The sequence below is a fragment of the Vannielia litorea genome (assembly GCF_019801175.1).
GTDB classification, from domain to species: Bacteria; Pseudomonadota; Alphaproteobacteria; order Rhodobacterales; family Rhodobacteraceae; genus Vannielia; species Vannielia litorea_B.
Map to the genome: position 1 here is coordinate 288,554 of NZ_JAHVJR010000002.1, position 24,094 is coordinate 312,647.

The window sequence follows — 24,094 nt, forward strand, 5'->3', positions numbered from 1 at the left end:
CCGAATTGGCAGGATTTGGGTAGCGCGATCACGCCGAGGTGTAAACGCGGGGCGGAACCGATCCTGCCATTCCCCGGTTAACTCCCCAACACGCAAGACTTTTTGAAACCGGGCCAAGCCTCCGCCGTTGGTGAGCCGCCCAAGGGACAGGACCATGAAAACCATCATCGCAACCGCCACTCTCCTTCTCGCAGCAGCCCCGCTGGCAGCACAGCAGATGGATGGACCCTGCGGCAAGCGTGAGTACTTCGTGGATCAACTGGTCGAGACTTACGAGGAGCAGCCGGTGGCTGGCGGGCTCCAAAGCGAAGAGTCCCTTGTGGAGATCTGGGCCTCGGAGAAGACCGGGAGCTTTACCATCCTCGTGACGGACGCAGCCGGGAAAACCTGCGTTGCGTTCACGGGTGAGGATTTTCATGAAGCGAGTGGGTTTGTCGGCGTGAAAGGCGAGGCGTCCTGACGCCTCAAGCCAAGGCGAGCTTCCTAAGATTGCCCACGCTCTGTTGCCGCACTTCGGGGCCGATGCTATGTGCCGATGGACGCATAACACGCATCAGGAGCACCCGATGGCCGCAGATTATATTGTTAAAGACATTTCTCTTGCCGATTTTGGCCGCAAGGAACTGAACATCGCCGAAACCGAGATGCCCGGCCTCATGGCCTGCCGCACCGAGTTTGGTGAGAGCCAACCGCTGAAGGGCGCGCGGATCGTCGGTTCGCTGCACATGACCATCCAGACAGCCGTGCTCATCGAAACGCTGGTCGCGTTGGGCGCCGATGTGCGCTGGGCCTCCTGCAACATCTTCTCGACCCAGGACCATGCCGCCGCGGCGATTGCCGAAGCAGGCGTGCCTGTGTTTGCCGTAAAGGGCCAGAGCCTTGAGGAGCACTGGGACTATCTCGACAAGTCCTTCCTCTTCGACGACGGCCCCAACATGATCCTCGACGATGGCGGCGATGCCACGCTTTACGTGCTGCTCGGCGCACGGGCTGAGGCGGGGGAAGACGTAATCCCTGTGCCGCAATCTGAAGAGGAAGAGGTGATCAAGAAGCAGATCGCCAAGCGGATGGCGGCCTCCCCCGGTTGGTTCACCAAGGTCCGCGAGCAGATCAAGGGTGTGAGCGAAGAGACGACCACCGGCGTGCACCGGCTCTACGACCTGCACAAGAAGGGGCAACTGCCCTTCCCGGCGATCAACGTGAACGACTCGGTGACCAAGTCGAAGTTCGACAACAAGTACGGCTGCAAGGAATCGCTGGTAGACGGCATCCGCCGCGCGACCGACACGATGATGGCCGGCAAGGTCGCGGTGGTCTGCGGCTATGGTGACGTAGGCAAGGGCTCCGCCGCCTCGCTGCGGGGCGCCGGTGCGCGGGTTAAGGTGACGGAAGTCGACCCGATCTGCGCACTTCAGGCTGCGATGGACGGGTTCGAGGTGGTGACGCTGGAGGATGAGGCGAGCAAGGCCGATATCTTCATCACCACCACCGGCAACAAGGACGTGATCCGCATCGAGCACATGCGCGAGATGAAGGACATGGCGATCGTCGGCAACATCGGCCACTTCGACAACGAGATCCAGGTTGCCAACCTGAAGAACCACAAGTGGACCAACATCAAGGACCAAGTGGACATGATCGAGATGCCGGGTGGCAACCGGATCATCCTGCTCTCTGAAGGGCGCCTGCTGAACCTCGGCAACGCAACCGGACACCCCTCATTCGTGATGAGCGCTTCCTTCACCAACCAAGTGCTGGCGCAGATCGAGCTTTGGACCAAGGGCGAAGAATATCAGCCGGGCGTCTACATCCTGCCCAAGCACCTCGACGAGAAAGTGGCGATGCTTCACCTTGAGCGGATCGGGGTGAAGCTCTCCAAGCTCTCGGGTGAGCAGGCGGCCTACATCGGCGTCACGCCGGAAGGGCCGTTCAAGCCCGAGCACTACCGCTATTGAACCTGCGGTGGGTTTCACCCACCCTACGGCAAACGGGCCCCGGGGGAGACCTCGGGGCTTTTTGATTTTCTGGAGGTAACATGCGGATCATCGTTTACGGAGTGGGCGCGATTGGTGGCGTAGTTGCGGCGGCGCTGGCCCTGAGCGGGCAAGAGATGATCGGCATTGCGCGTGGCCGGATGCTGGAGGCGATCCGGGAGAAGGGGCTGCTGCTCGACAGTGAGCGCGGAAGGGAGCTGGCGCGGTTCGACTGTGTTGGCCATCCGAGCGAAATCACATTCAGGCCCGATGACGCGGTGCTGCTTTGCGTGAAGGGGCAGGACACTGCCGCCGCGCTGGCCGATCTGCGGGCGGCGGGGCTGACGGATCAGCCGGTTTTTTGTTGCCAGAATGGGGTAGCCAACGAGCCGTTTGCGCTGCGGTTCTTCCCCAATGTCCACGCCGTCACGGTGATGATGCCGGCCAGCTACCTCGAGCCGGGAGAGGTGCAGATCCACTGTCAGCCCAAGTTCGGTGTGTTTGACATTGGCCGCTATCCCGGCGGGCATGACGGGGCCGACGATGCGATGGCGGAGGCCTTGAACCGCGCCAACATCGCGACTGAAGTGCGGGACGATGCGATGGCCCCGAAATACGGCAAGCTGATCCTGAACCTCGGTAATATCACTGGCGCTCTGCTGCCGCCGGGCGCGGATTGTGCCGAGTTCGACGGGCCGCTCCGCGACGAAGGCAAGGCGGTGTTGAAGGCCGCGGGGATCGCTTGGGAAGATGTTGGCAAAACCGAGCGGCGGGCGAAGTTCATGCAGAAGCGGGGCGACAACGTGCAGGGCCGCGCGGGCAACTCCACCACTCAAAGTCTGGCGCGGGCGACGGGCAGCGTGGAGACCGATTGGCTGAATGGCGAAATCGTGCAGCTGGCCCGGCAACATGGCGTGCGTGCGCCGCTGAATGCGCGGGTTCAGGCTTTGTCTGTAGAGATGATGGCGGAGGGTGGTAAACCCGGGAGCCTGACGGCTGACGCGCTGCGGGCCAGACTGTTCGGGTAGATTCTCAGCGGCAGTGGGCAGATCGCCCACCCTACGGGTTTGGCGCCCCGCGACAGATCGCGGAGCGCCGAAAGCTTAGTGCTTGAACCGCTTGATCTCACCCGACTTGAGCCGGGCGATGTAACTGTTCACCTCTCGCTTCACGATCGGCATCAGCAGGTAAAGCGCGATTATGTTCACGATCGCCATCGAGAAGAGCATGGCATCGGAGAAGTCGATCACCGGGCCGAGGTTGGCGGCTGAGCCGATGATGATGAAGAGGCAGAAGATGATCTTGAAGATCACCTCCTTCGAGCTTCCTTCACCGAAGAGGTAGGTCCACGCCTTCAGGCCATAGTAGCTCCACGAGATCATGGTGGAGAAGGCGAAGAGCACCACCGCCACGGCCAGCAGCACCGGGAACCACGAGAAGGCCTTGGCATAGGCCGCCGAGGTGAGGGCAACGCCCGAAACCTCGCCTTCGGTCGCGATGCGGCCCGCTTCAGCGTTCCAGATATAGAGCCCGGTTTCGGGATCGACGTTGAGCACCCCGGTGATGACGATGACCAGCGCGGTCATGGTGCAGATCACCACTGTATCGATGAAGGGCTCCAGCAGGGCGACGTAGCCCTCCGTCACCGGCTCCTTGGTGCGCACCGCCGAGTGGGCGATGGCGGCCGAGCCGATACCTGCCTCGTTGGAGAAGGCAGCGCGGCGGAAACCCTGGATCAGCGCGCCGGTAAAGCCACCCACCACGCCGAGGCCGGTGAAAGCACCCATGAAGATTTGCCCGAAGGCCCATGCGATCATGTCGTAGTTCATGATCAGGATGATGAGCGACACGCCGACGTAGAAGATGCCCATGAAGGGCACGACCTTTTCGGTCACCCGGGCGATGGATTTGATGCCACCCACGATCACCGCGAAGGTCACGGCGGCGAGGATGATGCCGGTGATCCAGCCGGGATAGTCACCGATCACGCCAGCAAGCTGTGCGTGGGCCTGGTTGGCCTGGAACATGTTGCCGCCGCCGAGTGCGCCGAGGATGGTGAAGACACAGAACAGCACCGCGAGGATCTTGCCGCCGGGCAGGCCGCGTTCGTTGAAGCCCTTGGTGATGTAGTACATCGGGCCGCCCGAGACGCGCCCGTCGGGGTACTCGTTGCGATACTTCACGCCGAGGGTGCATTCGGTGAACTTGGTTGCCATGCCGAAGAGGCCCGCGATCACCATCCAGAAGGTTGCACCCGGCCCGCCAATGCCCACGGCGACCGCCACACCGGCGATGTTGCCGAGGCCCACGGTGCCCGAAAGCGCAGTGGCGAGTGCCTGAAAGTGACTGACCTCGCCGGCATCGTTCGGGTCGGAGTAATCGCCCTTCACCAGCTGGATCGAGTGGACGAAGCCCTTGATCTGGATGAAGCCGAAATAGAGCGTGAAAACCAGCGCGCCGACGACAAGCCAGAGCGCGATCCACGAGAAGGTGGTGCCCGGAAGGGGCGCGAAGATGAAGGACACATACCAGCCGGTATAGTCCGCGAAGATCCTGTTGATGGTTTCGTCGATGCCCTGCGCCAGCGCCGGGAAGGGCGCCAGCAGCGTAACGAGCAGGGCGGCGAGAGTTGCTTTGATGTTCATCTGATTTCTCCGGCGCTCAGGGCACGATCACTGTGGGAACGGGGGCAACCTGTGCCAGCCCGATGGGCACTGAGCCGAAGACGCGGGCCGCCATGGATTGGGACCCGGCCCGCCCGACGAAGATCATCGAGGCGCTCTTTTCGGCGGCGATCTCCACGATCTTGTCGACCACGCTGCCGTAGCGCAGCTCTGCGCTGGCTTCGAGACCGGCGGCCTTTACCTTGGCGACCGCGGGATCGAGCACGATCTCCTTGGCGCGGGCCATCTCCTGCTTGCGGCGCCCATGACGCTCTTCAAGCTCGTCGGGTGTTAGAAAGCTGTAGGGCGACCACTCCAGAATGTGGACGACCAGCAGGTTCGCCCCATCCTTCTTTGCCCTTTCGATCGCGTAATCGAGCGTGGGCGTATCGCCCTTCTCGCCCTCATACGCGACGATAAATGTCTCTGAACTCATTTGTTGTCCCCCGTTTCTCTTGTGTCAGTCCCGCCGGACTTGCCAAGAAACCGAACGCAACCGGCGGCTCGCCCTCACAACCTGTGCGATAACGCATGCCTCTGTCACGGAATTTTTGCTTTTGGTGCGGGAAGCGGGTGCGCTGGCGGGATGTCGCCCGACATGCGGTTGACCCAGCGTCGGGGGCATTTTTCCTTTGCCGGTGGGGGGGCGTTGCGTATGGTCCGATGCAACGGCGGGAGAACTCGCCGGAACGCCACCATGCGAGGGAGTGAAGCATCATGGGCAAGAGAGACGAGTTGATCGCGAAGTATGCGGACGACCTGAAGAACAAATGCGGGATGACCCCCGACATGGATCTGCTGACGAAAGTCACCATCGGCTGCGGTCCGTCGATCTACAATGATGATGCCTCCACCGTTGCCGCGAGCCAGAAGAGCGAGCTTGAGACCATCGAGAAAAACTTTCTGGTCAAGAAACTCGGCCTGAAGGCTGGCCCTGACCTGATGGCCGGTATCGAGAAGGCGATCGAGACCTACGGCAAATCGGAGCGCAACAAGTATCGCGCGGTGTTTTATTACCTGCTCGTGAAGCACTTCAAGAAAGACTCCGTTTACAATTAAGCGGCCAGAACCCGCCGAAACGGTAAGCTGCCGTAAAGGAGTGTGGCGGGCGCTCTCTGCGCCTGTCATTGAAGGAGGGGGCTAGATAAAGGCGGTTCCCTCTTGTGTTTTCGGTGCTTTGGCCGGATTGCCGGTGGCCCGTGATGGCACATCTTCCCGCAGATGGGCTGCGGGATTTTGGTTAACGCGCCTAAATGCCTAACTTACTGTAAAACAGACATTTTTCCACACGCTGAGATTGCTTTTTGCGCTGCTTTGCGGTAGAAGGATCTCAAGCGAACGGTCAGGATGACCCGGGACATACCAGATACGAGCGGTGCGATTGGGAGCTCGTGGGAAGATGGAGGGTCTCGGGGGTCGAGGCCCTCCATTTTGTTTTGGGGTGACTTGATGTGAGGCGACCATGACCGCGGCCTGGCTCTTCGACGATGGTGAAAGCGGCACATCCGGGGATGCGCAGATTAGCCTGCCATGGTGGAGTTTTTCCAAAACGATCATTGCCGCCTGTGCGCAGCGGCTCCACGCTGAGGGCAGGCTTGATCTCGATACGCCGGATGACGGCGAGTGGACCCCCATGCAACTGCTCCGCCACGACGCGGGCGCGCCCTGTTATGCGCGGCTGAAGGCCTATCACCATGCCGTTGCCCAGCGAGAGGCGCCGTGGAGCCGGGAGCGGCTGATGACCGAGGTGCCGAAGGAGCCGCTGTTTGCGCCCGGCAAGGGCTGGGCCTACTCTAACATTGGCTACCTGCTGGCGCGGGAGCGGATCGAGGCGGCGGCGGAGTGCGATATTGGCACTCTGGCGGGCCGGTACTTTGGCGAGGGTCTCAGCACTTTCAGGCTTGCCCGCAGCCCGAGCGACTTTGCCGCCGTTCCCGGTGCCGATGGCTACCACCCCGGCTGGGTCTACCACGGATGCTTCATGGGCACACCTTTGGATGCGGTGCGGGTGCTTTCGCGTGTTCTGCCATTATTGGAAGGCGCGCCTGTGATCCCGTTGGGGGGCCCGCTTGAGGGCCGCCCGTGGGTGGAAACCGGCTATGGGCTGGGGGTCATGGCGGGGCGCGTCGAAGGAGCAGGGCGCGTGGTTGGCCACTCCGGATCAGGGCCGTTCAGCTCCTGCGCGATCTACCGGTTTGAAGGCCTCCCCCGGCCGATCTGCGTGGCGACATTCGGCACAAGCCATGACGAGGCCCTGCCGGAGTGGGAAGCCTGCCGCATTGCGCTATCGCAGGCGGCTGGCTGAGCGCCGATCAGAAGAAGCCGAGCACCAGCCCGATCACCGTTGGCCCCAAGATCGAGTAGCCGCCATCGAGGATGGTCAACTCGCGCTTTCGCCCGGCATAGCCGTAGTTCATCGCCACCCAGGGCGTGATCATGAACAGCCCGATGCCGAGGCCAACGAGGGCGGATTTTCCGGCGCCCTCGATCCCGCCCATGACGAGGATGTGCCGCATCATCCCGGCGACCAGCAGCATGGCGATACCCGAGATGATGAAGGGCGTCACCGACCCGACATTGGCGGGCTTGCCGTTTTCATCGGTGGCGATCCCGACTGCAGCGATCCACTGTTTCGAGAGTGTCATGTACCAGGCGGCCCCAACGGCGAACCCGGCGATGGCGGCGACGATGACTGCGATGAACCCCATGGGTCTCCCTCCCTGCGTGATCTGCAGGAAGTATGCCGCATATCAACCTTTCGGGGAATAGCCCCCAAGCTTGCAGATCACGGCCCATTCGGCCTCGGTCACCGACTGCACCGAGAGGCGGGTGTTGTTGACCAGAACCATATCTGCCAGCGCCGGTTCTGCCTTGCAGTCTGCCAGCGTCACCGGCTTCGGCACCGGGCCGACGGCCTTGATATCGACGCACTCCCAGCGCGGGTCATCGGTGGTGCTGTCGGGGTGGATCTCGGCGCAGACTTCGACCACGCCGACGATCTCCTTGTCCTTCTGCGAGTGGTAGAAGAAGCCGAGATCGCCGAGCTTCATCTCACGCATCATGTTGCGGGCCTGGTAGTTCCGCACGCCATCCCACTCTTCACCAGCCTCGCCCTTGGCGACCTGGTCATCCCAGCTCCATGTCGATGGTTCAGATTTGAAGAGCCAGTAGGCCATCGGTTCATTCCTTGGTCAGAGGGCGGGAGAGCAGCAGGGCCATGGCCTCGCCAGCTGAGAGGGTGCCATCGGTGAGCGCGGCCACAGCCTCTGTGATCGGCATGTCCAGCTTGCGCCTCTTGGCGATGCGCAACGTGGCCTCGGCGGTGGCGATGCCCTCGGTGGTGACGCCCGGTTCCGGGGTTTCGCCTCGGCCCAGCATGAAGCCGTGGCGGAAGTTGCGGCTCTTGTCGGAGGTGCAGGTGAGCGCGAGGTCGCCAAAGCCGGAGAGGCCAGCGAGGGTCTCTTTCTTGCCGCCCAGAGCCGAGGCGAGACGGGCCATTTCGGCGTAGCCACGAGTCATCAGCGCAGCGCGGGCGCTTTCGCCGAAGCCTGCGCCCATGCAGGCCCCGCAGGCGATGGCGATCACGTTCTTCAGCGCGCCACCCAACTCCGCCCCGATCGGATCGGTAGAGAGATAGAGCCGGAGCGTGGTGGTGGAGAGCGCCGATTGCAGCATTTCCCCCGTCTGCTTGTCGGCGCATGCGAGTGTGAGGGCGGTCGGCAGCCCCCGGGCGATATCGACTGCGAAAGAGGGGCCGGTCAGGATTGCCGGGATCGCCTTTTTCGCAGCGCCCTCGATAATCCCGGTCGGCCCTTTGCCGCGCTCGAGGTCGACGCCTTTGCAGGCGGCAACGACACAGGCCTCGCCGATGTGTTGACGGTGGCTCTCAAGCAGGCCCGCGAGCGTTTGCATCGGCGTGGCCATGATGATGATTGGCGCGGCGAAGGCGCCGTTGTCATTGACCACGGCCAGCTCCGGCGGGAGCGTGACGCCCGGCAGGTAGCGGGCATTCTCGCGGCTCTCGTTCATCTGCGCGGCATGCTCCGCGTCACGCGCCCAGAGCGTGACGGTAGGGCCATCATGCCCGGCAAGCTGGCTGGCCAGAGCGGTGCCGAACGCTCCGGCGCCAATAACGGAAATATCACTCATGCCTTTGCGCCTTTCTTGCCGGAGCCGAGCATTGGAACGGCGGCGCTGTCAAGCGGCCAGCGGGGGCGGGCAGCGAGGGTCATGTCGTCGGCCTGGCCGCCCGCGCGGAGCCGCTCTATCCCGGCCCATGCGATCATTGCAGCGTTGTCGGTGCAGAGGGCGAGGGGCGGTGCAGTGAAGCGGGCACCGGCGCGTTCGGCCTCGGCAGCAAGTGCCGCGCGCAGCGATTGGTTGGCCGCCACGCCGCCCGCTACGGCCAGCGCAGGCTCGCTTGGGCCGAGCGCCATGTAGGTCTCGAACGCGCGGGCGGTCTTGGCGGCGAGCACCTCGCCCACAGCCGCCTGAAAGCTGGCGGAGAGGTCGCAAACATCCTGCTGATTCAGGCGGTTGCCCTCCTGCATCACCGCATCCCGCGCCCTAAGCAGGGCGGTCTTGAGGCCGGAGAAGGACATGTCGCAATGCGGCTCACGGATCAGCGGGCGGGGCAGGTCAAACCGTGAGGGATCGCCCGCCTTTGCCGCCTCTTCGATGGCAGGGCCGCCTGGCTGGGGCAGGCCGAGGAGGCGGGCGGATTTGTCGAAGGCCTCGCCCGGGGCGTCGTCGATCGTGCCGCCGAGCCGCTCGAAGTTGTCTGGCCCGTGGGCGATCAGAAACTGGCAATGCCCGCCGGAGACGAGCAGCATCAGGTAGGGGAAGGCGAGGCCATCGGTCAGGCGCGGGGTCAGAGCGTGGCCTGCGAGGTGATTGACCCCGAGGAGGGGCAGGCCGGTGGCCGCCGCGAGACCCTTGGCGCACATCACGCCGGAGACCACGCCACCGATCAACCCCGGACCCGAGGTGACGGCGATGGCATCCAAGTCGCCCAGCCCGAGGCCCGCCTTCTCCAACGCCAGTTCGACCATGAGATCGAGCCGTTCGGCATGGGCGCGAGCGGCGATCTCGGGCACGACGCCACCGAAAGCGGCATGGAGATCGGTCTGGCCGGAGACCTCGGAGGAGAGCACCTCCGCCGCACCATCCCAGCGCAGAACGGCGGCGGCGGTGTCGTCGCAGCTGGATTCGATGCCAAGAACGGTGATGGTGCTCATGTCTTGCCTTTTTCAGGGGCGCACGGCATCACCCGCGCTGATGGCTGAACGTTGTTATCCCGCCGGATGCGCCTTGTGAACCGCCTCCCCGTTTTGCTCACCCGCCCGGAGCGGGGATCGGCGGAATTTGCCGCACTGCTGCAGGAGGCGGCGCGCGACATCGAAATCATCACCAGCCCGCTCATCCGGATCGAAGCGATGCGCCCTGCCACACTGCCGGGGCCGGAGGATGCGGTGATTTTCACCTCCGTCAGCGGTGTCGAAGCGTTCAGCGCATGGCAGGAGGGTGCGGGCCGCCGGGCGTGGTGCGTGGGAGAGCGCACGGCGCGGGCGGCGAGGGCTGCGGGGTTTCAGGCCGTGGCGGGGGCCGGAACGGCGGCGCAACTGCCTGAGATCATTCGGGCCGAAAGGAGCACTGGCCTGCTCTGGCATCTGCATGGGACGCACCAGCGCGGCGACCTTGCGAGCGACTTGTTTGCCCTTGGCATTCAGGCCCGCAGCGTGGTGATCTACGATCAGCCCGCCGTGCCGTTGGACCCCGCCGTGCGCGCCCGGATCGGGGCCGGTGAGGCGATGGTTACGCCGCTCTTCTCACCGCGCACGGCAGGGCTATTGGCCGCAGAAGTCAAAAACATTGGTGCGAATCTGCGGGTTGTCGCGTTGAGTGAGGCAGTGGCCGACAAGTGGCCGGGCCCCTGCGCCCTTGCGGACCGGCCGGATGCTGAGGCGATGCGCGACACTGTGCTCCGTGAGTCCGGTTGAGCGCCTGAGGGCGGCAGGCTAGGGTGGCATGCGGCAGCGCGGCAAAGTGACGAGAGGAATGACTGTGGCGGGTTCTGACGACAAGCCGGACAAAACATCGGACGACGCGGCCAAGGCCGATACCAAACTTTCGATCCCCGAACAGAGCGGCCTCAAGAACCCTTCGGCCAAGGGTGATATTGCTGACGGTACAGAGCCCGCGGATGAGACAGCCAAGCCAGAGCCGGTTTCGGCCGCCGATGCCCCCAGCGGTGATGCCGCCGCGCCCGACGCCACGCTAGAGCCTGCCGAGCCCTTGAAGACCGGCGCCACCGAGCGGGGCCCTGACACGCTGGAAGGCGATACATCGGATGGATCGGCTGATGCCTCCGCTGACGATGTGCCCGACCTCACGAGTGAGCCGGAGCCGGAGGCAACCCTTACCGCGCTCGCGACGCCCGCTCCCGCGCCGCAGAAGTCCACCGTAGTCCCCATGCTCTTCGGCGGCCTCCTTGCCGGGCTGATCGGCTTTATCGCTGCGTGGTACATCTGGGGTCGCGATGGATCGGCTGCCGAGCTTACGGCCCGCGTCGATGCACAGGCGGAGGCGCTGGAGGTCGTTCAAACCTCTGTCGAGTCCAAGGCTTCTGTCGAGGCGGTGACGGCGCTGGATAGCCGGATCGCCACGCTGGAGTCGGCCCCTGCGGCGGATACCAGCGAGACAGAGACCACCATCGCCAATCAGGCAGAGGCTCTGGCCGCGATTTCTGCGCGGATCGAGGAGCTGGAGAAGGCTCCGGTCGAGGGCTCGTCCGACGAGGCGAGCCAAGCCGCGTTGGCTGCCTATGGCCGTGAGGTCGAGGCGCTGCGCAAGGAAGTCTCGGAGCAGATGAGCCAGATGAATGCCGCTCTGGAGGCCGCCAAGGAGACCGAGGCACAGGCCGCCGCGCGACAGGAAGAGGCTGCTGCTGCCGCAGCACGCGCCGCCGAGCAGCGTGCGCTGCTGGATGTGCAGCAGGCGCTGGAGACCGGTGTGCCCTATAGCGAAGCGCTGGGCCGGATCTCCTCTGCCGAGATCCCGGAAGGCTTGGCAGCTACCGCCACCGAGGGCGTGCCCACGCTAGATTCCCTGAAGTCCGGCTTCCCCGCAGCGGCGCGTGAGGCGCTGAAGGTGTCCCGAGCCGAGACGGCGGGCGAGGATGGCGGCGGGTTTGGCTCGTGGCTCACCCGCCAGGTCGGCGCGCGCTCGCTCGAGCCAAAGGAGGGCGGCGACCCAGATGCCGTGCTCTCCCGCGCCGAGGCTGCGCTAACCACCGGCGCGCTGGCGACCGCGCTCGAAGAGATTGCCGCCCTGCCCCCAAGCGGTCAGGACGCCATGGCAGATTGGGCCGCGCAGGCCCGCATCCGCAACGATGCCGTCACCGGGGCCGAAAGCCTCTCTGCCACACTGACAAGTAACTAGGAGAAACAGGCGAATGCTCTGGTCGGTTCTCAAAATCCTGTTTTTCGTGGTGATCGTCGCGGCGCTCGCGCTGGGCGCCGGGTTCGTGATGGAAAATGGCCCATCGGTGCTGCTGCGCGTCGGCTCCATCGAGTTTGCGCCCTCGCCGCTGGTGGCGATCATCTGCGCGCTGCTCTTGCTGCTGGCGGTCTGGGTCATCCTCAAGCTGGCCGGGCTTCTGGTGGCCGTTGTCCGCTTTCTGAACGGCGACGAAACAGCGATGAGCCGGTATTTCGATCGCCACCGCGAAAAACGCGGCTACGAGGCGCTTTCGGACGGCATGATGGCGCTGGCCTCGGGCGAGGGGCAGCTGGCGCTAACCAAGGCCAACCGGGCCGAGCGCTACCTTGGCAAACCCGAGTTGACCCGCCTGCTCACCGCGCAGGCTGCCGAACAGGTGGGCGACCGCAAGACGGCGGAAGAAGCCTACAAGGCCATGCTCACCGATGACCGCACCCGCTTTGTCGGCGTGCGTGGCCTGATGAAGCAGAAGCTCGCCGCTGGCGAGACCGATACCGCGCTAAAGCTCGCCGAGAAGGCGTTCTCGATGAAGCCGGGCCACGAGGAGGTGCAGGATACCCTGTTGCAACTCCAGGCCGGCAATGCCGATTGGACCGGCGCCCGCAAAACCCTCAGTGCCAAGCTGAAGCACGGCTCGTTGCCGCGCGATGTGCATCGCCGCCGCGATGCGGTTCTGGCGCTGTCGGAGGCGAAGGGAGTGGTCGACGAGGGCGGCAGCATCGAGGCCCGCGAAGCCGCGATCGAGGCGAACCGGCTCTCGCCCGATCTGGTGCCTGCCGCCGTCATGGCCGCGCACAGCTACATCGAACAGGATAAGCCGCGCTACGCGACCCGCGTGATCAAGAAGGCTTGGGAGGCTCAGCCGCACCCCGATCTGGCCTCGGCCTTTGCCGCGATCCAGCCCGATGAGTCGCCGGAAGCCCGGTTGAAGCGCTTCCAGCCGCTGCTCCGCTCGCACCCGGAGCATGAGGAAGCGCGCTTGCTGCTGGCCGAGCTGAACCTCGCGGCAGAAGACTTTCCGGCTGCCCGCAAGTCGGTGACACAGATTGCCAGTGCCGAGGGGGCCAACGCCCGTGCGCTCACGATCATGGCCGCTGTCGAACGCGGTGAAGGCGGTGACGATCACGTTGTTCGCGCCTGGCTTGCCCGCGCCCTGACCGCGCCGCGCGGTCCGGCTTGGGTGTGTGACAAGTGTCAAAACATCCACGGCCAATGGTCGCCGACCTGCGACAACTGCGGCGCCTTCGATACCCTCAGCTGGCGCGAACCGCCGAAAGCCGAGGTCAGCATGCCCGGCGGCGTCGAAATGCTACCGCTGCTCGTTGGCCCGGCGCCCGAGCCGGAGCCCGAAGAGGCCCCTGTGGTCTTGCATGAAGGCGAGGTGGAAGAGGCCGAAACCGTCGAGCCCGCCACGGAGCCGGAAGAGGACGGCCCAGTGGAAGAGAAGGAAAAATAGGGCTGGCCCGCAGGAAGCGTCCGCGCTATAGACCGCGCCGGTTGCCGCTGTAGCTCAGCTGGTAGAGCACGTCATTCGTAATGATGGGGTCGGGGGTTCGAGTCCCTTCAGCGGCACCAGTTTTCTCAGAAATGTGTAGCAAATACGGTGGTCTGGCGACGGTTCTTTTGAGCGTATGCGCCTCGCTGTCCACGCATGACGCGCCTTTGAGTGCTGATCAGGCGGGCGGACTTGCTCCTCCCGGTTGCCAGCAATGCGGTACCACCTCTGGCTGCTAGTCGCTGAATAGCTCAATGTATGGCGTGTAGCGATAAATCCTGTTCCTTCGGTGACCGGTTATTTCCTCTACCAAGCCAAGCTCCACGAACTTGTCAGTCAATGTATTCGCGGCTTGCGGCGAAATCTGCAAAAAGTCCGAGACTGTTGCGACGTTAAAGATTGGCCTCAGGTAGAGTGATTCAAGCAATTTCAATCCATTGGCTGCGCCGCGACCAAGGTTGTCCACTAACCTCTGACGATGCTCTTCGCGCATTTGAACAATGTCCCGGGCGGTTTCAGTAGCTTCGTTGGCAACAACTGCAATCCCAGTTAAGAAGAACTTCATCCAGCCTTCCCAGTCGCCTCGATCGCGTGTTGCTTGCAATCGATCATAGTACTCCGCGCGGTTTCTCTTCAGGTAGTGAGAAATGTAGAGGACTGGCTTGAGCAGTGCCCCCCGCTCGCATAGCGTAAACGCGATGAGCAGACGCCCCATCCGCCCGTTGCCATCGAGAAATGGGTGCAAGGTTTCAAAGTGAGCATGTATCAAACCAAGCCTAATCAGAAGCGGCGTTGTGTCTTCTTCATGTATGTATTTTTCAAGATTGCCGAGTAGTCCCGACAGAGTATCGGGAGGCGGCGGAACGAAAGTAGCGTCTTTGAGTGTGACGCCAGCCGCTCCGATCCAGTTCTGGGTCGTACGGAACTCGCCAGGTGTTGCATGCTGCCCGCGTACGCCCTGCATCAAGAGAGCATGAATCTCCCTGATGAGGCGAAGCGACATTGGAAGGTCGGCGAGGCGCGCTAACCCATGGTTCAGCGCACTGACGTAGTTAAGCGTTTCTTCAGTGTCGTCGGGCCTAGTTGGATCGAATATTTGAGCCTCGACTTCGAGAACGTCGCCCAACGATGCCTGTGTCCCTTCGATTTGTGAGGAAAGAACAGCTTCCTTCCTTACATACATGAACACGAAGAGGTCAGGGTTCGGTAGCGATTGAATTGATCCGTCCAGACGACCAAGTGCTCTGTCCGCCTTTGACAGGAGCCCGTACATCTCTTCGTCAATTTCAACTGGCGGAGCTGGTGGGAGGTCAAAAGGGATGAACGCTTTGTAGCCTTCAAGCTGTTGTGTGTATTTTCCGGATGTACGCACCATCTAGACCCCCTTGCCAAACTTCGTTCGTGTTACTGAATCTAGCTTTATTATCCCGCCGATTAAAATCCTTTATTCAAGCGACACTTGAGTATGGAGAAGCGATGTCATCCATACGAATCTTTGCTGGAATAGTAGGCAAAATTGTCATTAACCTGCTGATTATATTCAGTTATTTACAACCGGGCCAAGACCCACCCGTCTAAGCAGCTCGGCATGGAATGATTGTGGATTTACGACACAGCCAGCACCATAGGTGGATAGCCAGGAAAGGAAGTTCACCGCCGGTGTTGTAGCGGTCCGCCGTGAATTCTGGGCTTGGCGGATTTCACCGTCGCGTTAGTCAGCTTGTTCAGTGCGCTTCAGCGGCACCAGTTTTCTTGAACATCCCTAGCCGCTGGGCATGCCCTTTGCCCGCGTGAGGCGCTTTTGCGCGGCGATGCGGAAGGGCGCGTTGGGGGCGCCGTAGCCGGCGTAGCCGCCTTTGCGCTGCAGGATCTCGAAGAAGAGGCCGCCGGCGAAGGCGCGGCTGTAGAGCTGGAAGAATTCGCCGTTCTCGTCGGCGTCGTAGAGGATGTTGGCGGCCTGCAGGCGCACCAGCATTTCTGGCGCCAGCGGAAAGCGCGCCGCGAGGTCGGCGTAGTAGTTGGCGGGCATGGGCAAGGGCTGGAAACCGCGGGCGGCGAGGGCCTCGGCAGTGGCGAAGATGTCGTCCGTGGCCAGCGCCATGTGCTGGAGCGGCGCGCCGAAGGTGTCTGACAGGAAGCGGCCTGCGAGGGTGCGGTGACTATCGGCCCCGTTGAGGGTGATGCGCAGGGCGCCGTCGGGCGCGGCGAGGGCCTGGCTGCGCACCAGCCCGTCCGGGTCGATCACATCGACCATCGGGGTTTTGGCCATTTCGAAGAGCGTGGTGTAGAACAGGGTCCAGCTGAGCATGTCGTCGTAGCTCATGGTCTGTGCGAGGTGGTCGATCCGGCTTATGCCAGCGCCCTCATTGGGCTGCTCGACCGGCTCGAACTCCACCTCCCAGACCCGCTCCAGCCCGCTGCTGTCATCGAGAAAATGCAGAAGGCTGCCGGAGAGACCGCGAATGGCCGGGATTTCCAGCTCGCCGGGGCCGATGGGCTGAGAGAAGCTCTGCGCGCCGAGCGCCGTGGCGCGGGCAATGGTTTCGGCCGCGGAGCCGACCTGAAGGCCGATGTCGCAAACAGTGGTTCCCCGCGCGGCCCATGCGGAGGAGGCATAGCCCTCGGTTTCCTCGTTGAGCACGATCCGCACATCGCCCTGCTGCCAGAGCGATACCGCCTTGTTGCGGTGCTGGCCGGTGTGGGAGAAGCCCAGCGTGGAGAGCAGCGCGCCCAGCGCACGCGCCTCGTCGCCGCGGGTTGCGAACTCGATGAAGGCCACGCCCTTAGGGGCGATGGGGGCGGGAAAGGCCGGCAGGTCGACATCCAGCGTCGGTTCCGAGCGCCGCACATCATCCATCACCGCCATGAGCGAACGATAACCGTCACGGGCGATGGCCTTTGTGTTGCCGCCCCGGAACTGGTCATTGAAGATTTCGAGACTGATCGGTCCCGCATAGCCGGTGGCCATGACCGCGCGCATGAAGTCTGTCACCGCGAGGTCGCCCTCGCCGGGCATGTTGCGAAAGTGGCGGGACCAGTAGAGCAGGTCCATTTCGATGGCGGGGGCATCCGCCAACTGAACAAAGAAGATACGGTCGCCGGGAATGGCGCGGATGCTCTCAGGCGAGAGCTTGCGGCCGAGGGTGTGGAAGCTGTCGACGATCAGGCCGATGTTGGGGTGGTCGGCGCGGCGGACGATCTCCCAGGCATCGCGATGGTCGTTCACGTGGCGGCCCCAGGCCAGCGCCTCGTAGCCGACCCTCAGCCCGCGCGCGGCGGCCCGCTCGCCCAGCTCGCGAAAGTCGGTGGCGGCCCGGTCTATCCCGCCCAGCGCCTCGGGGTGGCAGGAGGAGCAGAACAGCACCAGATCGGTGCCCAACTCCTGCATGACATCGAACTTGCGCTCGGCCCGGTCGAAGGCGCGGGCCCGCAGCGGCTGTGGCAGGCCCTCGAAATCGCGGAAGGGCTGGAACAGGGTGATCTCGAGCCCGTGTTCCCTGACCATCCGGCCCACATCGCGCGGGCTGCCCTCGTCGGCGATGAAATCCTGCTCGAAAATCTCGATCCCGTCGTAGCCCGCTGCCGCAATGGCTTCGAGCTTTTCCCGCAGGTTTCCGGATATCGAGACGGTGGCGATCGAGGTCTTCACGGGCAGGTCCGTTCTGGTGTTGGGCCGCAGGCAGCATGGCTGCCGCGGTCGAGAGCTGTCAATCAGGCGGCGGTGAGGGGAATCACGTCGACGCTATGGTGCGTGTCTTGCTCCCCGGCGGTGCGGATGACGCCTTTGACGGGCGCGACATCGCCGTAATCCCGGCCGACTGCAACGGTGATATGGTCCATCCCGGCACTGATGTTATTGGTCGGGTCGAACTCCACCCAGCCGAGTTGCGCGCCGCACCACGCTCGCACCCATGCGTGCATGGCATCGGCGCCTTCGAGCCGGGTTTCGCCCTCAGGCGGGATGGTGCGAAGGAAGCCCGAGACATAGCCAGCAGGGATGCCAAGCGCACGCAGGCCCGCGATCATGATGTGCGAGAAGTCCTGACACACCCCGTGGCGGGCCGCGAAGGCTTCGGACGCGGGGGTATCAACCTCGGTGGCCTCGGGATCAAAGCTCATCTCTTCATGCAGCGCCTTGCCGAGGCTGCGCACCGCCTCAAGCACGGGCATGTTTGAGGCGGCCACATTGCGGGCGAAGGCGCTGATATCCGGGTCGGGCGACACACGCGGGCTGGGGCCGAGAAAGTGATGCGGGGCGGTGCCGCCGATGGCGTTGTGCGCCGAGATCTCGGAGGGCATTTGCGCCAGCGGCGGAGACAGCTCCAGCCCCGGCGGTTGCAGCAGCCGCTCGGCCCGGGCGGCGAGGGTCAGCGAGATTTTGTCGATCGGCTCGTGGAAGGCGATGAAGGTCATCAGGTTGCCGTAGAAGTCGAACAGGTCGCGGCGCTCGCTCGGGATCGGGTCGACCGTCAGCAGGCTGGCAGAAATGCGCTGCCTGTCGGGGATTTCGGCTGGCAATAGGTGGAGCAGGTTGCGGGCATGGTCGGAGGTGCCCTGATACTCGTACTCGATCTGGAGTTTCACATCGTAGCGCACCGGGTCACCTCAGGTAGAGCGTGGAGAGCAGGTTGGAGATGTTCGCCAGCTCGGCGCGCAGCTCGACAAAGGCCTTGCAGCCCAGAATGCCGGGGTCGGTGGTTTGCAGCCGGGTCTCGGTGGGCATGATCGCCCGCGTCAGGGCCGAGGGGCGGCCGGGCGCGGTGCTGCCGGGCATCATACGGGAGAGCTCGCGCATCTCGGAGAGTTGAAACACTACGGCACGCGGGTTGTTCGGGTCGAGCGCCAGCAGGTCGACCACGGTGCCCCGGCTCGCCTCGATGGGAAAGCGCTGGCGGTGGGTCATGACTGCGTCGCCCAGCTCGAGCGCAATATCGAGGCTCCCCTGCGGCTGGCTGGCCTCGCCGAAGACGGCGAGGATCGACGAGAGGCCATCGGCCCGCTCGAGCGCCCGCCCGAAGGCAAGAAAGCTCCAGCCGATCGAGCGATACATGTTTTCCTGCACGAGGCCGGAGAAGCCGGTGATCTTGCGGAGCAGCACGCCCATCTCGTGGGCCACGCCATCGCCCGGATAGGTCGACCCGCGGATCGCATCGAGGCCGCGGGCGAGATCGGAGAGCGCGTTCCAGCCGTCGATCGAGAACCGGTCGCGCACCTTGCCAGCGCAGGTGCGGGCAGAGCCGAGCAAGCCCTCCAGCGCGGCGGGTACCGGCTCGTCACTGTCGATCCCGAAGCTCTCCATGAACTTGGAAAGGGCAACTAGGCGGGGATCCTGCCGGTCGCCGGTTTCGGCGAGGCGCAGGTGGTAGGCGCGAAGCAGGCGCACGGCCCCCTCGAAGCGCTCGACATAGCGGCCCAGCCAAAAGAGGTTCTCTGCCGCTCGGGCCGGTAGAGTGCCGGTGCGTGGCGCGAGCGCGGAGGTGGAGCCAAGCATCGACTCGGCCGCCACCGGCGCATCGCCCATAATCCAGACATCGGCCACCGTGCCGCCGCGCTGCATGGCGAGGGCCGAGTGATCATCCGACGAGCCAATGCGGGCATAGCCGCCGGGCATGAAGGTCCAGCCCGTGGGGGTACGGGCGGCGGTGACGCGCACGGTCATGGGGCGGGGCACGAGCCGGCCCTCCTCCCATGCGGGCGTGGTGGAGAGCGTGACCATCTCCTGCGCCACGAGGTTGCCGCCCTCGGCCTCGATCCACGCGTCGATGGAGGGCTGCGCGCTTGAGCGGAAGTCGCCGCCCTGCGCCGTCGTCGCGCCCAGCTCGAACGGCAGGTCGGAGGCAAGGGCCTCGCCGATCATCATCTCGGCGGTGTGGCTGCGCACATGTTCTCGCTCACTCTCGGTGCCGCACCACCATGTCGCTATATTTGGCAGCTTCAGCGGTTGGCCGGTGAGCACCTCGGAGATCCGGGGGAGGAAGGCCTGAATGGCGCGCATCTCAAGCACGCCCGCGCCGAGCGCATTGACCATCGAGAGCGTGCCGAGCCGCAAGGCTTGCACCAGCCCGGGCGTGCCGAGATAGGAGGTTTCATCAAGCTCCAGCGGGTCGGCAAACTCGCTGTCGAGCCGCCGCCAGAGCGTGCCAAGCGGCTCTAGCCCCTCGACGGTGCGCACCTTGAGCTGACCGTCATGAACGATCATGTCTTCGCCCTCGAGCAGCATCATGCCGAGGTAGCGGGCAATGTAGGTGTGCTCGAAATAGGTATCGTTGCCCGGCCCCGGCGTGAGGATGGCGGCGCGGCGCCCGGCGGGGCCCGCTTGACTGTCGAGCGCGGCGCGGAAGGCGCGGAAGAACCCGGCGAGGCGGTGAATATTGGCGCGTGGGAACGGGTCCTGAAAGATCCGCGAGGTGGCCATCCGGTTCTCGAGCGCGAAGCCTGCGCCGGAGGGAGCCTGCGTGCGGTCGCCCAGTACGAACCAGCTGCCATCGGGGTTGCGGGAAATCTCGAAGGCGATGAGGTGCAAAAAGTGCCCGGAGGCCGGGGTGATGCCCACCATCGGGCGCAGCCAGTTGGGGTTGCGGGCCACCAGTTCGGCAGGCAGGTGGCCGCCCTGCACCAACTCGGCCGGCCCGTAGAGGTCGGCCATCACCTGCTCCAGCAGGTCGGCACGTTGGGCCAGCCCGTCGCAAATCGAGAACCACTCCTGCTCGTGCAGGATCACCGGCACATGGCTGAAGGGCCAGTCGCGCTCGGGCGCCGGGTCGTTGGAATACTGCCGAAAATACACGCCAGCATCGCGCAGGTAGTGGGTGCCGCGCGCAAAGAGCTCTTCGGTCTCCTGCCGTGACAGGTTGCTGAGCGAAGAGATGAAACTCTCCCACACCGGACGCATCCGGCCCTGCCCGTCGATCAACTCATCCGCTGTGCCCTTGCGCGGGCTGTAGCCCTTCAACAGATGTGAAAGGCCATCGGCACGGAGGGCGTTTGCGTCACTCAAGCGTCGAGCCTCGGATCGCGCCGCAGATCGAGCGTGCAAGGAAACTCCGGGTGCGGCTGTTCGGGCGCGGGCCGGTAGGCGCCCGGGGCGTGGCCATAGGGCTCGAACCGCGCCAGACGCCGCGCCTCGGCCTCGTTGCCGTTGACAGGGAAGGTCTCGTAATTGCGCCCGCCGGGGTGCGCTACGTGATAGGTGCAGCCACCGATGGGGCGGCCCGTCCAATCATCGTAGATGTCAAAGCTGAGCGGCGTGTTCACCGGTAGCACCGGGTGCAGCGCCTCGGGCGGTTGCCAGGCCTTGAAGCGCACTGCCCCAACCTGCGTGCCGCTCTGGTTGCCGGGCGACAGCGGCACCGGGCGTTGGTTGACCATGATCCGATAGCGGCCCTGATGCTGGGTTGTCAGCTTGACCTGCAAGCGCTCCACCGAACTGTCGGTGTAGCGCACCGTGCCGCCGATGGCGCCGGTTTCGCCCAGCACGTGCCACGGCTCCAGCGCCTGTCGGACCTCCAGATGCGCGCCTTCCACCTCGACCTGCCCGCAGAACGGAAAGCGGAACTCGGCCTGCGCTTCGTACCAGACGGGGTCGAAGGCATAGCCGTGCTGCGCGAGGTCTTCGAGCAGTTTGAGGAAGTCGGCCCAGAGGAACTCGGGCATCATGTAGCGGTCGTGCAGCACGGTGCCCCAGCGGACCGGCTTGCCCTGCACCGGCGCCTTCCAGCAGCGGGCGATGATGGCGCGGATCAGCAGTTGTTGCGCGAGGTTCATCCGCGGGTGCGGCGGCATCTCGAAGCCGCGGAACTCGATGAGCCCGAGGCGCCCGGTGGGGCCGTCGGGGGAGTAGAGCTTGTCGATGCAGATCTCGGCGCGGTGGGTGTTGCCGGTCACGTCGGTCAGCATGTTGCGGAACAGCCGGTCCACCAGCCAGGGCGGCGGCATGTCGCCCTCGCCGGGCGCGGGCACCTGCGCGAGGGCCATTTCCAGCTCGTAGAGCGTGTCATGCCGGGCCTCGTCGATCCTCGGCGCTTGGCTCGTGGGGCCGATGAAGAGGCCGGAGAAAAGGTAGCTTAGCGATGGGTGGCGCTGCCAGATCAGGATCAGACTTTTGAGCAGGTCGGGGCGGCGGAGGAATGGCGAGTCATTTGGTGTTTCCCCCCCGACCACCACGTGGTTGCCGCCGCCGGTGCCGGTGTGGCGCCCGTCGATCATGAACTTGTCGGCACCGAGGCGGCAGTTGCGGGCCTCTTCGTAGATCGCTTCGGTCGTCGCCACGCAATCCTGCCAGTCGTAGGCTGGATGGATGTTGACCTCGATCACGCCGGGGTCGGGCGCGACACGGATTACGTTGAGCCGGTGGTCGTGGGGCGGGGCGTAGCCCTCAATGTGAATGGGCAGGCCCATCTTCTTGGCGGTCGCCTCGGCGGCGGCGAGCAGGTCGAGATACTCCTCCACGCTCTCCACGGGCGGCATGAACACGCAAAGGCGGCCATCGCGCGGCTCGACGGAGATTGCCGTGCGGACGGCGCCGCCGATGGTCAGCTCCTGCTCGACGATGTCCTGCGTGGGGCCGGTCGCCTTGGGGGCAGAGACCGGCTGGCTGCGCTCTTCAGTGACCTCGGGCAGCGCGTCTCCGGCCTCCTCGTGATAGTCGGGCAGCGGGCCGCGCTCGATGCTGGGATCGGTGATGTATGTGTAGGGAAACTGGCTGGGCGGGACGTAGGGCAGTGTGCCCAAGGGCAGGCGGTAGCCGACCGCGCTATCCCCGGGCACGAGGAACACCTTGCCGCGCCGGAGCTTCCACTTCTCGGAACGCCACTTGTGGCCGGAGGCCTTGGACTGCCACGCCTGGATCGGCAGCACATGGCCGGCGGGTTCGGTGAGGCCGCGCTCGAAGACCTTGGCGATGCGGGCGCGTTCCTCGGGGTCTTTCAGCTTGGAGTTCTCGGGGGTCACGTTCTCGGGGAGGTTGGCCTCCTTCAGGATCCACTCGCCCGGATCCTCGAAGGCCGGGGCAACAAAGTCGGCGCCTACGCCAAGCTCCTCGGCCATGCCCTCGAGAAACTGCTGTGAGTGCTCGGCGGTCGCGCCTGTGTCTTCGCCTTCCTTGGCGACCAATGCCTCATCGGCCCAGACAGGCTTGCCGTCGCGGCGCCAGTAGAGCGAGAAGGTCCAGCGCGGAAGGGTCTCGCCCGGATACCACTTGCCCTGCCCGTAGTGCAGGAAGCCGCCGGGGGCGAAACGGTCGCGCAGGCGGCGGATAAGCTGGTCGGCCAGTTCGCGCTTCATCGGGCCGACGGCGGCGGTGTTCCACTCGGCGCCTTCGAAATCGTCGATCGAAACGAAGGTCGGTTCGCCGCCCATGGTGAGGCGGGCATCGGCGGCCTTGAGGTCTTCATCGACCTTGTTGCCAAGGTCATTCAACCGCCCCCAAGCCTCGTCGGAGAAGGGTTTGGTGATGCGCGGATGCTCGGCCACGCGGTCCACCTTCATGTCGAAGGCAAAGTCGACCTCAGGCGTGCCAGCGGCAGTGAAGCCGCCGGTAATTGGGGCGGCGTTGCGGTAGTGGGGCGTGGCGGCGAGCGGGATGTGGCTCTCGCCCGTCAGCAGGCCGGAGGTGGGATCGAGCCCGATCCAGCCGGCGCCGGGGATGTAGACCTCGACCCATGCGTGCAGGTCGGTGAAGTCGACCTCGGTGCCCGAGGGGCCGTCGAGCGCTTTCACGTCTGGCTTGAGCTGGATCAGGTAGCCCGAGACGAAGCGGGCGGCAAAACCGAGGTGGCGGAGGCACTGGACGAGCAGCCAAGAGCTGTCACGGCAGGAGCCGGATTTGACGGTGAGCGTTTCTTCCGGCGTCTGGACGCCCGGCGCCATGCGGATCGTGTAGTCGACCGTGTTTGAGATGTGGGCATTGAGCGCCACCAGAAAGTCGACCGTGCCATCTGTGCCAAAGTCCAGCCCGCCGATGAACTGGGCCAGTTTGGGGCCTTCGGGCTCGGGGCGGCGGTAGATACTGAGATCTTCGCGCAGGTCTTCGGGGTAGTCGAAGGGCCACTTCTCGGCGCTTTCCTCCACGAAGAAATCGAAGGGGTTGTAGACGGTCATGTCTGCCGTCAGGTCGACCTCGATCTTCAGCTCGCGGACCGGCTCGGGGAAGACGAAGCGGGAGAGCCAGTTGCCGTAAGGGTCCTGCTGGTGGTTCACGAAATGCCCGCCGGGCGAGATCTTGAGGCTGTGTGAGAGCACGCGGGTGCGCGAGTGTGGCGCGGGCCTGAGCCGGATGATCTGCGGCGCAAGGGTGACCGGACGGTCATACTTGTAGTGCGTCAGATGGTAGATGCTTGCGAGAATGGCCATGCCGCTGTGCGTGCTCTTAATTGTTCCGAACACACAATTTATGCCGCATCTGCGAAAGGTTTCCTAGCGTGCAATCTCAGGGCCGCTGGGCTGGCCCGGCCGCGCGTGAGGCG

At 64.4% G+C, this 24,094-nt stretch carries 19 protein-coding genes and 1 tRNA gene; 9 read left to right on the top strand and 11 right to left on the bottom strand.

Features of this window, described 5'->3' with window-relative positions:
* The first annotated feature begins 154 nt into the window (after window positions 1–154).
* The 3 genes from KUV38_RS16860 to KUV38_RS16870 all read left to right on the top strand — a co-directional run bounded on the left by KUV38_RS16860 (window position 155) and on the right by KUV38_RS16870 (window position 3,001).
* Entirely contained in the window at window positions 155–460 is a 306-nt protein-coding gene (locus tag KUV38_RS16860; RefSeq protein ID WP_222471372.1) for a hypothetical protein, read from the top strand.
* 106 nt (window positions 461–566) lie between these two features.
* Window positions 567–1,955 carry an adenosylhomocysteinase gene (ahcY, locus tag KUV38_RS16865; protein WP_222471373.1) on the top strand — a complete coding sequence of 463 codons (1,389 nt, stop codon included), beginning with the start codon at window positions 567–569 and terminating at the stop codon, window positions 1,953–1,955.
* Window positions 1,956–2,035: 80 nt separating this feature from the next.
* Window positions 2,036–3,001, top strand: coding sequence for a ketopantoate reductase family protein (locus KUV38_RS16870; RefSeq protein ID WP_222471374.1), 966 nt, complete (start codon window positions 2,036–2,038; stop codon window positions 2,999–3,001).
* Between the two features lie 75 nt (window positions 3,002–3,076).
* Here KUV38_RS16870 and KUV38_RS16875 read toward each other — a convergent pair whose 3' ends face one another.
* Together KUV38_RS16875 and KUV38_RS16880 are read right to left on the bottom strand one after the other, a co-directional pair.
* Entirely contained in the window at window positions 3,077–4,618 is a 1,542-nt protein-coding gene (locus tag KUV38_RS16875; protein ID WP_222471375.1) for an alanine/glycine:cation symporter family protein, read from the bottom strand.
* A gap of 16 nt (window positions 4,619–4,634) precedes the next feature.
* Entirely contained in the window at window positions 4,635–5,072 is a 438-nt protein-coding gene (locus tag KUV38_RS16880; protein ID WP_222471376.1) for a universal stress protein, read from the bottom strand.
* A gap of 281 nt (window positions 5,073–5,353) precedes the next feature.
* Between KUV38_RS16880 and KUV38_RS16885 the strand changes: the two genes are divergently transcribed.
* Window positions 5,354–5,695 (top strand): DUF2853 family protein, encoded by a 342-nt coding sequence (locus KUV38_RS16885; protein ID WP_222471377.1) that lies wholly within the window; start codon window positions 5,354–5,356, stop codon window positions 5,693–5,695.
* Window positions 5,696–6,098: 403 nt separating this feature from the next.
* Window positions 6,099–6,941, top strand: a complete 843-nt coding sequence (locus KUV38_RS16890) for a serine hydrolase (RefSeq protein ID WP_222471378.1) — start codon at window positions 6,099–6,101, stop codon at window positions 6,939–6,941.
* Window positions 6,942–6,948: 7 nt separating this feature from the next.
* Here the strand turns inward: KUV38_RS16890 and KUV38_RS16895 are convergent, their stop codons facing one another.
* The 4 genes from KUV38_RS16895 to tsaD are packed head-to-tail and all read right to left on the bottom strand — an operon-like array spanning window position 6,949 to window position 9,873.
* Window positions 6,949–7,344: a DUF1761 domain-containing protein gene (locus KUV38_RS16895; protein ID WP_222471379.1), complete on the bottom strand. Its 396-nt coding sequence runs from the start codon at window positions 7,342–7,344 to the stop codon at window positions 6,949–6,951.
* A 42-nt stretch (window positions 7,345–7,386) separates the two neighbouring features.
* Window positions 7,387–7,812, bottom strand: a complete 426-nt coding sequence (locus KUV38_RS16900) for an EVE domain-containing protein (protein WP_222471380.1) — start codon at window positions 7,810–7,812, stop codon at window positions 7,387–7,389.
* 4 nt (window positions 7,813–7,816) lie between these two features.
* Window positions 7,817–8,785, bottom strand: a complete 969-nt coding sequence (locus tag KUV38_RS16905) for an NAD(P)H-dependent glycerol-3-phosphate dehydrogenase (protein ID WP_222471381.1) — start codon at window positions 8,783–8,785, stop codon at window positions 7,817–7,819.
* The gene (gene tsaD, locus KUV38_RS16910) at window positions 8,782–9,873 is read right to left on the bottom strand and encodes a tRNA (adenosine(37)-N6)-threonylcarbamoyltransferase complex transferase subunit TsaD (RefSeq protein ID WP_222471382.1); all 1,092 of its coding nucleotides are present in this window, start codon (window positions 9,871–9,873) and stop codon (window positions 8,782–8,784) included. The genes KUV38_RS16905 and tsaD overlap by 4 nt, the downstream gene beginning before the upstream one ends.
* Before the next feature lie 75 nt (window positions 9,874–9,948).
* Between tsaD and KUV38_RS16915 the strand changes: the two genes are divergently transcribed.
* The 4 genes from KUV38_RS16915 (at window position 9,949) to KUV38_RS16930 (ending at window position 13,711) form a co-directional block, all read left to right on the top strand.
* Window positions 9,949–10,635 carry a uroporphyrinogen-III synthase gene (locus tag KUV38_RS16915; RefSeq protein ID WP_222471383.1) on the top strand — a complete coding sequence of 229 codons (687 nt, stop codon included), beginning with the start codon at window positions 9,949–9,951 and terminating at the stop codon, window positions 10,633–10,635.
* A gap of 58 nt (window positions 10,636–10,693) precedes the next feature.
* Window positions 10,694–12,076 (top strand): COG4223 family protein, encoded by a 1,383-nt coding sequence (locus KUV38_RS16920; protein ID WP_222471384.1) that lies wholly within the window; start codon window positions 10,694–10,696, stop codon window positions 12,074–12,076.
* Between the two features lie 13 nt (window positions 12,077–12,089).
* Window positions 12,090–13,592 carry a heme biosynthesis protein HemY gene (locus KUV38_RS16925; RefSeq protein WP_222471385.1) on the top strand — a complete coding sequence of 501 codons (1,503 nt, stop codon included), beginning with the start codon at window positions 12,090–12,092 and terminating at the stop codon, window positions 13,590–13,592.
* A gap of 43 nt (window positions 13,593–13,635) precedes the next feature.
* Window positions 13,636–13,711 (top strand) — tRNA-Thr (locus KUV38_RS16930).
* Between the two features lie 155 nt (window positions 13,712–13,866).
* Here the strand turns inward: KUV38_RS16930 and KUV38_RS16935 are convergent.
* The 5 genes from KUV38_RS16935 to KUV38_RS16955 all read right to left on the bottom strand — a co-directional run bounded on the left by KUV38_RS16935 (window position 13,867) and on the right by KUV38_RS16955 (window position 23,981).
* Entirely contained in the window at window positions 13,867–15,006 is a 1,140-nt protein-coding gene (locus KUV38_RS16935) for a Fic family protein (protein ID WP_222471386.1), read from the bottom strand.
* A gap of 387 nt (window positions 15,007–15,393) precedes the next feature.
* Complete coding sequence (locus tag KUV38_RS16940) at window positions 15,394–17,280, bottom strand: bifunctional sugar phosphate isomerase/epimerase/4-hydroxyphenylpyruvate dioxygenase family protein (RefSeq protein WP_222471387.1); 1,887 nt, start codon at window positions 17,278–17,280, stop codon at window positions 15,394–15,396.
* A gap of 62 nt (window positions 17,281–17,342) precedes the next feature.
* Entirely contained in the window at window positions 17,343–18,227 is an 885-nt protein-coding gene (locus KUV38_RS16945; RefSeq protein ID WP_222471388.1) for a transglutaminase domain-containing protein, read from the bottom strand.
* A gap of 4 nt (window positions 18,228–18,231) precedes the next feature.
* Entirely contained in the window at window positions 18,232–20,628 is a 2,397-nt protein-coding gene (locus tag KUV38_RS16950; protein ID WP_261385406.1) for a circularly permuted type 2 ATP-grasp protein, read from the bottom strand.
* Entirely contained in the window at window positions 20,625–23,981 is a 3,357-nt protein-coding gene (locus KUV38_RS16955) for a DUF2126 domain-containing protein (RefSeq protein WP_222471389.1), read from the bottom strand. The genes KUV38_RS16950 and KUV38_RS16955 overlap by 4 nt, the downstream gene beginning before the upstream one ends.
* Between the last annotated feature and the right edge of the window lie 113 nt (window positions 23,982–24,094).